This window comes from Peterkaempfera podocarpi (assembly GCF_042466665.1).
Lineage (GTDB): Bacteria > Actinomycetota > Actinomycetes > Streptomycetales > Streptomycetaceae > Peterkaempfera > Peterkaempfera podocarpi.
In genome coordinates, this window is sequence record NZ_CP162102.1 from 4,643,421 (window position 1) to 4,656,181 (window position 12,761).

Annotated in this window: 15 protein-coding genes and 1 riboswitch; of the genes, 6 read left to right on the top strand and 9 right to left on the bottom strand. The window is 71.5% G+C overall.

Features of this window, described 5'->3' with window-relative positions:
- Window positions 1-37: 37 nt before the first annotated feature.
- Window positions 38-262, top strand: a riboswitch (cyclic di-AMP (ydaO/yuaA leader).
- Window positions 263-273: 11 nt separating this feature from the next.
- Window positions 274-1,209 (top strand): M23 family metallopeptidase, encoded by a 936-nt coding sequence (locus AB0761_RS20400; protein ID WP_377270523.1) that lies wholly within the window; start codon window positions 274-276, stop codon window positions 1,207-1,209.
- A 395-nt stretch (window positions 1,210-1,604) separates the two neighbouring features.
- Here the strand turns inward: AB0761_RS20400 and AB0761_RS20405 are convergent, their stop codons facing one another.
- Window positions 1,605-1,907, bottom strand: a complete 303-nt coding sequence (locus AB0761_RS20405; RefSeq protein ID WP_377270524.1) for a hypothetical protein — start codon at window positions 1,905-1,907, stop codon at window positions 1,605-1,607.
- Between the two features lie 148 nt (window positions 1,908-2,055).
- Here AB0761_RS20405 and AB0761_RS20410 point away from each other — a divergent pair, with 148 nt between their 5' ends.
- Window positions 2,056-2,604, top strand: coding sequence for a DinB family protein (locus AB0761_RS20410; RefSeq protein WP_377270525.1), 549 nt, complete (start codon window positions 2,056-2,058; stop codon window positions 2,602-2,604).
- A 49-nt stretch (window positions 2,605-2,653) separates the two neighbouring features.
- Here the strand turns inward: AB0761_RS20410 and AB0761_RS20415 are convergent, their stop codons facing one another.
- Window positions 2,654-3,523 carry a hypothetical protein gene (locus tag AB0761_RS20415; protein WP_377270526.1) on the bottom strand — a complete coding sequence of 290 codons (870 nt, stop codon included), beginning with the start codon at window positions 3,521-3,523 and terminating at the stop codon, window positions 2,654-2,656.
- A 220-nt stretch (window positions 3,524-3,743) separates the two neighbouring features.
- Here AB0761_RS20415 and AB0761_RS20420 point away from each other — a divergent pair, with 220 nt between their 5' ends.
- A complete protein-coding gene (locus tag AB0761_RS20420) occupies window positions 3,744-4,496 on the top strand; it encodes a hypothetical protein (RefSeq protein ID WP_377270527.1) in 753 nt (250 codons plus the stop codon).
- Between the two features lie 154 nt (window positions 4,497-4,650).
- Entirely contained in the window at window positions 4,651-4,968 is a 318-nt protein-coding gene (locus AB0761_RS20425; protein ID WP_377270528.1) for an STAS domain-containing protein, read from the top strand.
- A gap of 24 nt (window positions 4,969-4,992) precedes the next feature.
- On the opposite strand, the gene AB0761_RS20430 is transcribed toward AB0761_RS20425, so the two are convergent.
- Window positions 4,993-5,673 (bottom strand): hypothetical protein, encoded by a 681-nt coding sequence (locus AB0761_RS20430; protein WP_377270529.1) that lies wholly within the window; start codon window positions 5,671-5,673, stop codon window positions 4,993-4,995.
- A gap of 283 nt (window positions 5,674-5,956) precedes the next feature.
- Between AB0761_RS20430 and AB0761_RS20435 the strand changes: the two genes are divergently transcribed.
- Window positions 5,957-6,406, top strand: coding sequence for a phospholipase (locus tag AB0761_RS20435; RefSeq protein ID WP_377270530.1), 450 nt, complete (start codon window positions 5,957-5,959; stop codon window positions 6,404-6,406).
- 87 nt (window positions 6,407-6,493) lie between these two features.
- Here the strand turns inward: AB0761_RS20435 and AB0761_RS20440 are convergent, their stop codons facing one another.
- The 3 genes from AB0761_RS20440 to AB0761_RS20450 form a co-directional block, all read right to left on the bottom strand.
- Window positions 6,494-6,940: an MscL family protein gene (locus AB0761_RS20440; protein WP_377270531.1), complete on the bottom strand. Its 447-nt coding sequence runs from the start codon at window positions 6,938-6,940 to the stop codon at window positions 6,494-6,496.
- A gap of 289 nt (window positions 6,941-7,229) precedes the next feature.
- Window positions 7,230-8,684, bottom strand: coding sequence for a WGR domain-containing protein (locus AB0761_RS20445; protein ID WP_377270532.1), 1,455 nt, complete (start codon window positions 8,682-8,684; stop codon window positions 7,230-7,232).
- 117 nt (window positions 8,685-8,801) lie between these two features.
- The gene (locus AB0761_RS20450) at window positions 8,802-9,560 is read right to left on the bottom strand and encodes a DeoR/GlpR family DNA-binding transcription regulator (protein WP_377270533.1); all 759 of its coding nucleotides are present in this window, start codon (window positions 9,558-9,560) and stop codon (window positions 8,802-8,804) included.
- A gap of 80 nt (window positions 9,561-9,640) precedes the next feature.
- Between AB0761_RS20450 and AB0761_RS20455 the strand changes: the two genes are divergently transcribed.
- The gene (locus tag AB0761_RS20455; protein ID WP_377270534.1) at window positions 9,641-10,867 is read left to right on the top strand and encodes an MFS transporter; all 1,227 of its coding nucleotides are present in this window, start codon (window positions 9,641-9,643) and stop codon (window positions 10,865-10,867) included.
- A 99-nt stretch (window positions 10,868-10,966) separates the two neighbouring features.
- Here the strand turns inward: AB0761_RS20455 and AB0761_RS20460 are convergent, their stop codons facing one another.
- The 3 genes from AB0761_RS20460 to AB0761_RS20470 are packed head-to-tail and all read right to left on the bottom strand — an operon-like array spanning window position 10,967 to window position 12,680.
- The gene (locus tag AB0761_RS20460; protein ID WP_377270535.1) at window positions 10,967-11,815 is read right to left on the bottom strand and encodes an RNA polymerase sigma factor; all 849 of its coding nucleotides are present in this window, start codon (window positions 11,813-11,815) and stop codon (window positions 10,967-10,969) included.
- Window positions 11,812-12,237, bottom strand: a complete 426-nt coding sequence (locus tag AB0761_RS20465; protein ID WP_377270536.1) for a hypothetical protein — start codon at window positions 12,235-12,237, stop codon at window positions 11,812-11,814. The genes AB0761_RS20460 and AB0761_RS20465 overlap by 4 nt, the downstream gene beginning before the upstream one ends.
- Window positions 12,234-12,680 carry an alpha/beta fold hydrolase gene (locus AB0761_RS20470; protein ID WP_377270537.1) on the bottom strand — a complete coding sequence of 149 codons (447 nt, stop codon included), beginning with the start codon at window positions 12,678-12,680 and terminating at the stop codon, window positions 12,234-12,236. Before AB0761_RS20470 ends, AB0761_RS20465 begins: the two co-directional genes overlap by 4 nt.
- Window positions 12,681-12,761 lie beyond the last annotated feature (81 nt).

A 12,761-nucleotide genomic window follows, 5' to 3' on the forward strand; every position in this document is an offset into this window, starting at 1 on the left:
ACGCAGCGCGGTCGCAAACGCCGTACCACGACGGCACCGTGCGGCATCGCCTAATCCTGAAGGCGCCGTCCCCCATGGCGTCCGGGAGCCGGGGAACCACCGTTCCTGGGGTGAATCGGTCGAAACGGACCTGTCCGTGTCATGACGGAGCGTTACTGTGAGCGCCCCGTTCCTGGCTCGATGGCACCGGCCCCGGAGACCGTAGGAGACCTTCCTGCTCCGAACCCGTCAGCTAACCCGGTAGGCGAGAGGAAGGAAAGGAGTGCGCCAGCCGTGGCGTCGTCGTACCGTCCCGAGGGCATGCCCTCGACCCTCCCCCTGCCCGATGAGCAGCCCTGGGCCGTCTTCGAACCCGAGCTCGATCCGGAGGCCGTCCCGGCGTTCGGCGGCGATCCGGACCGCGGCCGGCACCGTATGCCGAGGCAGCGCACCGGGGGTGGCATCGGCTCCTCCGCGGTGGTCGGTGTCGCGGCGATGGCCGCGACCCTGGGCACCACCGGCTTCACGACCTATGCCGCCGCGACGGCAGCCGAGCAGGCCGACGACGCGCATGGCAGCGCCTTCGCCGAGGCCACCGACCCGGGCCTGGCCCTGGCCGCCAGGATCCAGGCGCAGGCCGACAGCCAGCGCACCGCCGCCGAGGAGTCCGCCCGGCTGCAGGCCGCCCGTGACGCGGAGGCCAAGCGGGCCGTGCAGGAGCAGGCCGCCCAGGTGGCCGCCGTCAAGGACGCCGCGGCCAAGCGGGTCGAGGAGGCCCGGCAGAAGAAGGAGGCGGCCGAGCGCGCCGCCCGGGATGCCGAGCGCAGGCTGCTGGGCACCTTCACCCTGCCGGTCACCGGCTACACCCTCACCGCGGGCTTCGGCCAGGCCGGCTCCTACTGGTCGCATCTGCACACCGGACTGGACTTCGCGGTCCCCACCGGCACCGCCGTCAAGGCGGTCGGCAAGGGGACCGTCACCTCGGCCGGCTGGTCCGGCTCCTACGGCTACCGCATCATCGAGACGCTGCCCGACGGCACCGAGATCTGGTACTGCCACCTGTCGTCCATCGTGCAGGGCTCGGGCTCGGTCGACTCCGGTGATGTGATCGCCCGTTCGGGTGCCACCGGCAATGTGACCGGCCCGCATCTGCACCTGGAGGTCCGGCCGGGCGGCGGGGCGCCGGTCGACCCCAAGCCCTGGCTGCAGTCGCACGACCTCAACCCCTGAGCTCAACCCCTGAGCTCAACCCCTGAGCTCAACCCCTGAGCTCAACCCCTGAGCTCAACCCCTGAGCTCAACCCCTGAGCTCAACCCCTGAGCTCAACCCCTGAGCTCAACCCCTGAGCTCAACCCCTGAGCTCAACCCCTGAGCTCAACCCCTGAGCTCAACCCCTGAGCTCAACCCCTGAGCTCAACCCCTGAGCTCAACCCCTGAGCTCAGCCCCTGAGCCCAGCCGCACCCGCTGGGCCCGTCCACCGGGCCCGGCCACGCGGCTGCCGTTCCCGCCACCCTGTCCGGCCCGCGTCGACCGACGTCCGGGCCGGTGCCCCCACTCCGACGGCCCCGGCGACCAACCCCCCCCGACGCCGGGGCCGTCGGCCTGTCCGCCCTGGTGCCCCGCTCAGCCGCGGCGGTCGGCGACCACGTACGAGGCCAGCGCCACCGCACCGGAGACCGCGAAGACCGAGGGCCAGGCCCCGACCCGCTTCGCCAGCGGGTGCGACCCGGCGAAGGCCGCCGCATAGAGACCGGTCAGTGCCACTGCCCCGGCGGTGCCCGCCTGCCGCCGCCACTGCCGGGCCGCCACCGCTCCGGCCGCGGCCAGCGCGACACCGCCCAGCGGCCGCTTCCTGGTCCACCGGGCCACGCCGTAGCCGCCGAGGAGCCCGCCCGCCGCCACCACGCCTGTCGGAACCTTCGCCACCGCTCTTCTCCTCCATGTCAAGGGCTTGCTGCCCCTCGACCCTAGGACGCCTGAATCCGCTTCACCTCATCGGGTCAAGGAGGACCGGAACGTTCCGCATTGCCGCCTACGGTGAGGACAAGGCATAGCGGAAAGGAACCTCCATCCCATGGCGACAACCCTCGGCTCCCCCACCCCCGCCGGCGAGTGCGGCGACATCCTGCAGATCCTGGACGAGCAGCGGAACTTCCTCCGGATCGCGGTCCGCGGCATCGGTGACGACGACGCCCGCCGCCGCACCACGGTGAGCGAGCTGACCCTGGGCGGGATCCTCCGCCATGTCACCCGGTGCGAGCGCAGCTGGGCGCACATCCTGCTGCACGGCGACGGCAGCATGCCGGAGGCGATGACCGACCAGGAGCAGTACCGGATGGCCGACGGCCAGACCCTCGCCGGGCTGCTGGAGGAGCACGCGGAGGCGGCCCGCGCCACCGACCGGGCCGTCGCGGCCCAGCCCGACCTGGACCGGCACTGCCTGCTGCCGCGGTTCCCCTGGGGCCCGCAGCGGGACACCCACTGGTCCGCCCGGCGGATCCTGCTGCACATCATTCGTGAGACGGCCCACCACAGCGGCCACGCCGACATCATCCGGGAGGCGCTGGACGGGGCCAGCACCACCATGCAGATGTCCGAGGTGCTGGCCGGCCAGGCCTCCTGATCCCGTACCTGGGTCCGGGGAGTCCGCGGCGCCGGCCGGCGCCGCGGTCTCAGTCCTCGCGTCCGGCGAGGTGGGTGTCGATGTCGGACTGCTCCGGCTCCGGGGCCAGGTCCGGGTAGTGGTCGCGCAGCAGGGCGGGGAGCCCGGGGACGGTCCACTCGCCCAGCAGCCGGACGGTCTCGTCGACGACCAGCTGGCCGTAGCCCTCGACATCGCGGCTCAGCTCGGGCGGCAGACCCCGGCCCTCGGCGACCATGGCGGAGAGGGTGCGGTAGACACGCTCCAGCAGCCGGTTGCCCAGCAGCAGGCGGGCATTGTCGGTCGCCATGCCCAGAGTGAGGATGCGGGTGTCGTCCCATGCCTCGGGCCGGCCGTGCTCCTCCTCGGATGCGATCAGCTGGGGGAGTCCGGCCCAGGCCGCCGCCCGGCTCTGCTCGTCCCTTTCGCGGAAGGCGTCCAGCCAGGCCCGCACCGCGCCCTCGTCCGAGCAGTCCACTCCGTCTGCCCGCAGCAGCATGGTGTAGAGCCGAGGCCAGGTCAGCCGTCCGGGCATCCGCATCACCAGTGGGAATCCGGTGGCGAGGCCGTCCAGTTCGGCCTGCAGCTTCGCCTGGCGCTTGGCGTTGAGCCGCTTGGCCGCCCGCTGGTGGTCGATGAGCAGGGAGACCGCGTCCAGATACGCCTGGCAGCCCTCGGCCTCGGCGTCGGCGGTCATCGGCAGCAGCTCGTACAGCAGCTGGTCGATCTCCTCGGGTGTGACCTCGGGGAATCCGTCGTGAAGCCGGGCCCCGGTGAGCTCCAGCAGGGTGAGCACGATGCGCAGTGGCCGCTCGGCCACCTCGCGGTCCTGCTCTGCGGACCACGCCAGCAGGTCGTCGGTTCGGGTGCGCGGGGTGAGCTCGAGAGCCGGGACGTTCATGCCCCGTACGGTAGCCCCCCGCCCGGAGTTGTCGGGGACACGAAATCCTGCTGTCCGAGTCGTTGCGCTTCGACACATTCGACTCCTATCGTGTCCGGCGAGGCAGCAGGTGGCCCTCCACCAGCACGAAGCCTTGTCGAGGCGCTTCGACATCTCCTTTCGGCCGCGCGTATCGCCGGCGGACTCCCCGTGTCACCACCCCTCCACCGGGAGACCATCCATGACCAGAAATGCTTCGATCGGCACGGCGACGACCGGAACTGCCAAGAGTCCGTCAGCTCGGCCGCGCACCCTCCTGCTCGGCCTGTTTGCGGCACTCGCCGCCGTCCTCGGGCTCGCGGCGCAGCCCGCGTACGCCGCGACCTGGTCCTCCAGCGACCAGTGGGCCACCTGGTCCAACGGCGGCTACACCCTCTACAACGACATCTGGGGCAGCGGTGCCGGCCCCCAGACCATCTGGGCCAACTCCTACTCCAACTGGGGTGTCTGGGCGAACCACCCCAACACCGGCGGGGTGAAGTCCTACCCCAACGCCACCAAGTACGTCGGCAAAACGCTCAGCTCCCTGAGCTCGGTCAAGTCGAGCTTCAACGTCACCGTCCCGTCCTCCGGCGCCTATGAGACCGCCTACGACATCTGGGACTCGGGCAACACCAACGAGATCATGCTCTGGATGAACAAGACGGGTGCTGTCGGCCCGCTCGGCACCTCCCAGGGCAATGTCACCGTCGGCGGCCACAGCTGGACGGTCTACAAGGGCAGCAACGGCGCCAACGCCGTCTTCTCCTTCGTCCGCACCTCCAACACCAGCTCGGGCACGGTCGACATCCTGGCGGTGCTCAACTGGCTCCGTAACACCAAGGCCTGGATCGGCAACGTCACCCTGGGCAATGTCCAGTTCGGCTACGAGATCACCTCCTCCTCGGGAGGCCTCGACTTCACCACCAACTCCTTCTCCGTCAGCGCGAGCTGACCGCCTCCCTCCACAGGACCAGGTGCCCGCCGGCGTTCACGCTCCGGCGGGCACCTGGCTGGCGCGATCCCGCGCACGGATGGCACGGTGGAGGGACACGGGCCCGAGCTCGGCGGGCGCCGGGCCCCCGACCCTTGAAGGGGCCGGCATCGGCATGCAGCAGACCCTCGCCATCACCGTCGACCAGAGCGGTGGGCTCACCGTTCTGACCCTGGTCGGGGACATCGACCATGACGCGCGCCCGCTGCTGGACGCCCTCCTCGGACGGCTGCCGGACCCGGTCGGCCGGGTCCGGGTGGAGATGGGCGGCGTTCCCTTCATGGACTCCGCAGGTCTGCACTTCCTGGTGGAGCTGCGCCGCCGCCAGACCTCCGGCGGGACCGGGACACCCACCCTGGTGGGCGTACGGGAGCAGCCGGCCGGCGTCCTCCGGCTGACCGGCCTGGACATCGTGCTCGGCACAGCTGCCTGACGCAACGTCAGGATGTGCTGAGGATCAGCCTGTTGCGGCCCTGAGCTTGTCCACCTGCGCGGAGAGTACCTGCTGCGGCAGCGGCACCGGCTTGCCGCTGCTGATGTCGAAGGCGGAGAAGAGCGCCAGCGTGGTGCCGGTGCGCACCAGGACCATCCGCAGCGCACTGATGCTGCCGCCGCCGCTGCTCGCGAGGTCCAGCTGGACCGCGTCGTCGCCGAGCGCGGGCGCCTTGCCGGGGGTCACCTTGACGGTGGTGACGGAGCCGTCCTTGTTGTTCTTCGCCTGGAAGGCCGTACAGCGCTTCAGTGCGCCCTCGAGGTCGGTCATGGTCTGCTCGGCGCCCCCCTCGGCATAGGCGGCGATCCGGCTGGCGAGCACCTGGGTGCGCTTGGCTGCCTGGGGATAGTTCTGCGCCCAGGCCGCGGTGGGCTTGCCGGCGCCGATGTCCTGGATGGGCTGGCATTCGGCGGGCGTGGTGGTCGAGGTCGAGGTGAAGAGGGCGTCGGCGGACGCGGGCTTCACGATCCGGTAGCCCGCCGGCAGTTCCCCGGCCGTCAGCGCGGCCGCCTGCAGCTGCGCCTTGGTCAGGACCTTGGCTGCGGGTCCGCTGCCGGCCTTGCCGCTGCTGCACCCCGCGGCGGTGAGGCCCACGGCGGCGGCGAGCGAAGCGCTGAGAATTGTCCGACAAGTGATGCGGCGCACGAATCATCCTCCGCTGGCTGGATTGCCCGCTCACATTAGGGGACTCGGACCCGGCTGGCGAGCCCCGTTCACCCCTGCGTCCCCGGGACTGCACTGCCGCACCGTGCTGACGCCCCAAGGACGTTCCATGGACATGCAATTTTGGCCGGGCTGAATCTATGCGCATAGACACCGGCAGCCCGATCCTTGGCAGGCACTCCAGTACCACCGGCCGGCCCCCCGAACCCGGCCGCTCGCCCCTGCCCGCACGCCCCAGCGTGCTCACCAGCAACTGGAGAAGACGATGCGCCGAATCGCCACCGGGCTCACCACCACGGCAGTCACCATCGCGGCAACCCTCACCCTGGCCTCCCCCGCCTCGGCCGCCCCCGCCGACAAGTCCGCTGTGCTGTCGAGCTGGACCCAGACCAGTGCCGCCAGTTACAACGCCTGGTACGCCGCCCACCAGAACCAGAGCGCCTGGTCCGCCTACGGCTTCGACTGGTCGACCGACTACTGCAGCGACTCCCCCGACAACCCCCTCGGCTTCCCCTTCAAGAACGCCTGCGCACGGCATGACTTCGGCTACCGCAACTACAAGGCCGCCGGCACCTTCTCCGCGAACAAGTCCCGTATCGACAGCGCCTTCTACGAGGACCTCAAGCGCGTCTGCGGCGGCTACAGCGGAGCGACCGCCACCGCCTGCAACGGCACCGCCTGGACCTACTACCAGGCGGTCAAGGCCTTCGGCTGACCGTGCCGGTGCCCTGACGCTGTGCACAGCCGGCCGGCACCGACGCCCCCGCGCCGGGCCGGCCGGTCGGCTGTGCACGGGCCGCTGTCACCGGACAGCTGAACTCCCCGGCCGCTGGGGCTGGTCGGCACCGCAGTAACGGCACTTGGAGGCCGCCGCAGGCAGCTCCTCGAAGAGACAGGCGGGACAGGTCTTGAACGGGCCGGGGTCGCCGAAGACCGTCACCCCACGGCGGCGCATCGAGTGCTTGTAGGGGACGACGATCAGGAAGTACACCACGGCCATGAAGATGATGAAGTAGATCAGGGCCGAGATGAACGAGCCGATGTCCAGGTAGGTCGCCTTGTTCCCCGGGGCGCCGAGCTGCCAGCCGAGCCCCACCGACTTGCTGCCCTGGATCCGGGCGATGATCGGGTTGACGACGAAGTCGGTGAATGCCTTGATCAGAGTGCTGAACGCCAGCGCGGTGATCAGGCCGACGGCGACGACGATGACATCGCCGCGCATCAGAAAGTTCTTGAAGCCCTTGAACACGGGTCTGCTCCTCTGCCGGGGCGGGCCGCTCGGAACATCGGCAGACAGCACGCTAGGCCCGCGCCGGTGGCGGAACCGGGCAACCGCAACCCCCTGCCACCCGGACGCCCGCTCCGCCCACCCGTCCGGCCCACCTCCCCGCCCGAGCCCCGGGTCCCGGTCTGCGAGCCCCGGTCTGCGAGCCCCGGTCTGTGAGCTGCGAGCCGGGAGCTCAGGCTCCGGGCTCAGACACCGGCTTGCCGACGCGGCCCGGGGGCGAAGCGATCCCGAGGGCTTCCGCCTGCGCGGATCAGAGCAGACGCCTGATGTCCCCGCGGGCGCGGTAGAACCCGCCACCCGCGGAGGGGCGCACCTCGGTGACGAGATAGCGGGCACCGGGAGTGCGGATCTCCTTGGGGAACTGGACGCGCAGCTCGGGGTCGTAGCCCGGGGACAGCACCCGGACCCGCAGCCGCCCGGCCTCCTGGACGCACTCCAGCACCACGCCGTCCGCCCCGGCGGAACCGACGACGGCGGCGCTGACCGTCTCCACCTGCGCCGAGGGGGCCACCGCGGTGACATGGGAGGCCTTGATGTCCTGCCGCTGGGGCAGCCGCCCCTGTTCGGCCTCGCGCACCGCGGCCTCGCTTGCGTCTATGCAGGCCAGGGAGCCGTCCGTGGTGACGATATAGAGCCGCTCGTCGCGGTACTGCATGGAGTACGCGGAGCCGCAGCCGGTGCCGAGCTTCCACAGCCGGGTGCCGTCGGCGGCGAAGCAGTACACCGAGGAGTGGTTGTCCCCGGCGAAGACATAGCGGCCGTCGGGTGAGGTGGCGCAGGAGAAGACCGCCGCGTCGCAGCGGTACCGCGAACGCACCGCGCCGTCCGCCTTGCCCAGTCGGTACACCCAGCCCCGCCCGGTGCCCGCGAACACCTCGCCCGGCTCCTGCCAGCCGAAGAGCACCTGCCCCTCGATGCCGGTGTGCCAGCGGGGTTCGCCGCTGTGCGCCCCATAGGCGGTGACGCCGCCGGAGTGGCCGTGGTAGACGGTCTCCCCCGAGCAGCGGACCATCCAGCCGTGGTCGCCCCGGCTGCGCCGGGACCACTGGAACTCGTCCTCGTGGTCCACGGTGGTGATGCCGCCCTGGCGGTCGGAGACGCCGAGCACGCCGTCGTCGATGTCCAGCCAGTAGATGTCCACGTCGTCGGCTATCTCATAGGCCACCCGCGGGATCTTGCCGCTGAGGTCGTAGACCCGGCCGTCGTCGCAGCCCGCGTAGAGCCAGAAGTCGTCGGCGACGATGCACTTGACGCCCTCCGGCAGGGCGAAGCGCCCGGTGACCCGGCCGTCGTGGGTGAGTGCGTAGACATCGCCCCGCTGGTTGCCGACATAGGCGTACTCCTCGCCCACATAGATCCCGAACGCCGCGGCGCCCGAGGCGAACCGCCACAGCACCGGGGCCTGGGTGGCGGTGGACCTGCTGCTGACGATCTGCCGCCTAGAGACCGCGCGGGCCTGCCGGACGCCCTGCACCGCGGGTGCATAGCCTTTGCGGACCTTCTCGCCGACCTTGCGGGTGGCGGCCGCGGCTGCCTTCTCCGTGCTGGGGAACGTCGACGACCGCAGCTGGCCCTGCTCGCCGATCCGCCCGAAGCGGATCGTCACCTCCAGCCCCTGGACCCGCACTTCATAGAACTTGTGCGCGCCGCCGCCCTCCTCGGACAGCTCCAGATAAGTGGTGCCGGTCGTAGCGACGCCGGTCATACGGGTGCCCCCTCAGGCGGTTCCGATCCCCTCGATGGACACCACCGTAGGAGCCGCCACCGACAACGCCGCCGGGGTCCGGACGGCGGTCACGGCGCCGCCTCGGGCCCCGGGCCCTCAGACCTTGCGGACCGTCACCCCGGCTGCGGCGAGGGCGTCGGTCTCCTCGGCGGGCGCGGACTCCTCGGTGACGACGGTGCCGATCGCCGAGGCCGGGGCGACCGAGGCGAGCGCGGTCCGGCTGAACTTGGCCGCGTCGGCGACCACGACGACGCGACGGGCCGAGGCGATCGCGGCGCGCTTGATCGCCGCGTCCGCGAGGTCGTACGCGGTGAGCCCGTCGGCGGAGTTGAGCCCACAGCAGCCGATCACCGCGGTGTCGAAGCGCAGTGCGGCCAGTGACGCCTCAGCCAGCGGGCCGGTCAGCCCCAGCTCGCCCGGACGCGGTTCGCCGCCGGGGAGCAGCAGCTTCAGCCGGGGCGCCCCGACCAGCGCGTTGGCGGCGTGCAGCGACAGCGGCATCACGGTGAGACGGCGGTCCCTGAGCGCGCGGGCCACCTCCAGACAGGTGGTGCCGCCGTCGATGACCACCGACTCACCGTCGGCGATCAGGGAGGCGACCTCTGCGGCGATCCGCCGCTTGGCCTCCGGTGCCTCCTGGGTGCGCAGGGCGAAGGGCGGTTCCTCGCCGCGCAGCAGCAGGCTCCGGGCGCCGCCGCGGTAGCGCTCCAGGACGTTCTGCCCGGCCAGGGCCTCCAGATCGCGGCGGACGGTCATCTCCGAGGCGCCGGTGAGCTCTGCCAGCTCCGCCACGCTCAGCTGCCCCGCCTCGCGCACGGCGTCGGTGATCTGCCTCAGTCGTTCGGTGCTCCCCATGGCCATGGCTCCATTGAAACACCGCGGCTGATCGATGAGCAATCTTTCGAACAGAAATTATGTTTGTTATGTTCGATCTCATGGAGAGAACGCTGCGGGCTGCCCGGCTGGCCACCTTCGCCTACTTCGCCCTCAACGGCTTCGTCCTGGGGATGTGGATCGTGCACATCCCCGTGGTGGAGCACCGTGCCGGGATCACCCATGCCGTTCTGGGCTGTCTGCTGCTGCTTCTCGGCGGCGGTGCCTTCGCCGGAATGCAGCTGGTGGGACCGCTCACCGACCGCTTCGGCCCGCGCCGGGTGGTGCCGGTGAGCGCCGCACTGTGCAGCGCGGCGGTGCTGCTGCCGGGACTGGCCACCAGCGGCTGGACGCTGGGTGCGGCCCTGCTGGTGCTGGGCTTCGGCAACGGCTGTCTGGACGTCAGCATGAACACCCATGCCGTCCAGGTCGAACGCGGCTACGGTCGGCCGGTGATGTCCGCGTTCCACGCGGTCTTCTCGGTCGGCGGAGTGCTGGCCGCCCTGGTCGGCGCCCGCACCCTGAGCTGGGGCTGGAGCCCGGCTGCCACCCTGGGCACGGTGAGCGTCTGCGGCCTGGCCGTCACCGCGCTCTGCGCCCCCGCACTGCTGCGGCCGGAGTCCGCCGCCCCTGAAGCCGCACCACAGACCCCGGCTCCCGTCGCCGCCCCGGCTGCGGCCCGCTCACGGCGGACGTCGCCGCGCATCTGGGCGCTGGCCGCCCTCGCCCTGATGCTGATGCTCTGCGAGGGCGTCGCCAACGACTGGAGCGCCCTCGACCTGCGCGACGTCCTGGACGCACCCGCCGCCACCGCAGCCTTCGCCTACGGCGCGTTCTCCACCGCCATGACGGCCGGACGCCTGCTCACCGACCGGGTCGCGGGCCGCTTCGGCCCCGTGGCCGTCGTCCGGTACGGTGCCGCACTCGCCGCTCTGGGACTTGCCGCGGTTGTCGTGGCGCCCTGGATCCCGCTGGCCCTGGCCGGCTGGACCGTCTTCGGCACCGGGTTGTCCGGCTGTATCCCCCAGCTGTTCAGCGCCGCCGGCCATGCCGACCAGGACGCCGCAGGAGCCAATGTCGCCCGGGTGGCGGGACTCGGCTACCTCGGCATGCTCGCCGGACCGGCCGTGATCGGAGCGCTCACCCGCCTCATGCCGCTGAACCTCGCCCTGCTGCTCCCCGGGGTCCTCTGTGTGACCGCGGCGGTCGCCTCCCGCGTCCTCCGTTCCGAGCCCGCCGCCGGTCCCGAGCTCGGGCAGGAGGCCCGGCGGGAGCCCGTCACCCGATGACGGACCCGGGCCGGCGCGGAACCCGCAGCCCTTCCCACCGCACCGGCAGCTGCCGCCCGCCCTGCGAGGCGGAGGGCCGCCCGGGAGATGTGCGCCCGGTCAGTCCAGCAGCGGAAATCGACCGGACCGCAGCAGTGCGAGCACCGCGTCGGTCCGCGCCCGGGGTGCCGCGTAGTCGGGGTGGGCACGCAGCACGCCGGCGGCGTCGCGCAGCCGGAGCATCTGGTCGGCGGCCTCGGCGACTCCGCGTCCACCGGGAGAGACGGGATGGGTGGCCAGCGTCGGCCGCCGCGGGTCGACACGGCCGACGGCGACCGCCTTCTCCACCCGCCGGGAGCAGCGGCAGAACGCCTCGGGGTTGACGATCCCGCAGGTCGATCCCATGAAGGCACGGATCCGCTGCCGGGCGCGCTCCAACCGCTTGCGGTACGCGGCCGGGCTGACCTCGAGGATCCAGGCCGCCTCGGTGGACGACAGCTCGAAGACCTCACCGAGCACAAACGCCACGCGCTCCCCGCGCTCCAGGCACTGGAGCACCGCCTGCGAGCAGCTGAGCCGCACTTCGGCGGCGAGCAGCCCGGCGTCCGGACCGGCGTAGTCCTGGTCCGCCAGACCCTCGGCCAGACCCTCGCGGAAGTCCTCCAGACTGAGCTGCCCGGCCTCCTGCGGGGTCTTCCGGCGCAGGTTCAGCACATAGTTGACGCCGATCCGGTACGCCCAGGTCAGCAGCCTCGCCTCGGCCCGCCAGGTCGCCAGCCGGGTGACGACCCGGATCAGGATCTCCTGGGTGGCGTCCTCGGCGTCGGCCGGCCGCCACACCATCCGCAGGGCCAGGCGGTAGAGCGGGTCCTGGAGGAGGCGGACCACCTCCTCCAGGGCCGTCCGGTCTCCCGCGACCGCCCGTGCGACCAGCTCCGCCTCATGCTCTGCTCCCCCGTCTGCGGTCATGACGCCATTGTCAGCCCGTGCCGGCGCAGCCACCGGGAGACCGCCGAACCGATGGCGTCCGGCTGGTCCTCCGGAGCGTGGTGCCCGCCCGGTCCGACCGACTCCACCTCGACGCCGGCGAAGGCCTCCTTGGCCCAGGCGGCCGTCTCCGCCGAGCCCATTCCCACCCCGGGCTCCACGGTCATGACCAGCTTGGGCACCTCGGGGGTGGCCGCCATCCAGCGTCCGTAGGCCAGCACTCGCTCATGGACGTCGGCCGGCTCGCCGTCGATGGGGATCTCCCGCGGCCACACCAGCAGCGGACGGCGCGTCGCCGGGTCGGGGAAGGGCGCGCGATAGACGTCGTGGTCCTCGGCCGACAGTCCGCTCGCCACCCCGTGAGGGAGGTTGAACTCGATGAAGGAGTTCTGTTCCAGGATCATCTCCTCCCCCTCCTGCGAGCGGATCGCCCGGAAGATCTGCTGCCCCTGCGGGGGAACTCCGCCCAGGTCAGCGGACGGAGAAAGGTCTCGATCAGCGCCGCTCCCCGCACCCGCCCCGGATGCCGGGCCGCCCAGTCCAGGCCCAGCGCACCGCCCCAGTCGGTGCCGACCACCACCACCTCGTCCAGGCCCATGGCGTCGAACCAGGCGTCCAGATAGCGGGCGTGGTCGGCGAAGCGGTAGCCGATGTCCGGCTTGCCCGACGCACCCATGCCGATCAGGTCCGGCGCCAGGCAGCGTGCCTGGCCGCTCACATGGGGGATGACCTTGCGCCACAGGTACGACGAGGTGGGGTTCCCGTGCAGGAACACCACCGGGATGCCACCGGTGCCGGCCTCGGTCCAGGCCATGAAGGAGTCGTTCACCTCTACGGTCGACATCATCGTGCTGTCCTTCCTCGTGAAAGTGGCTTCACATGGTTGGACACCACCTCACCGCCCGCTGTGACACCGGGACCCGGAGAA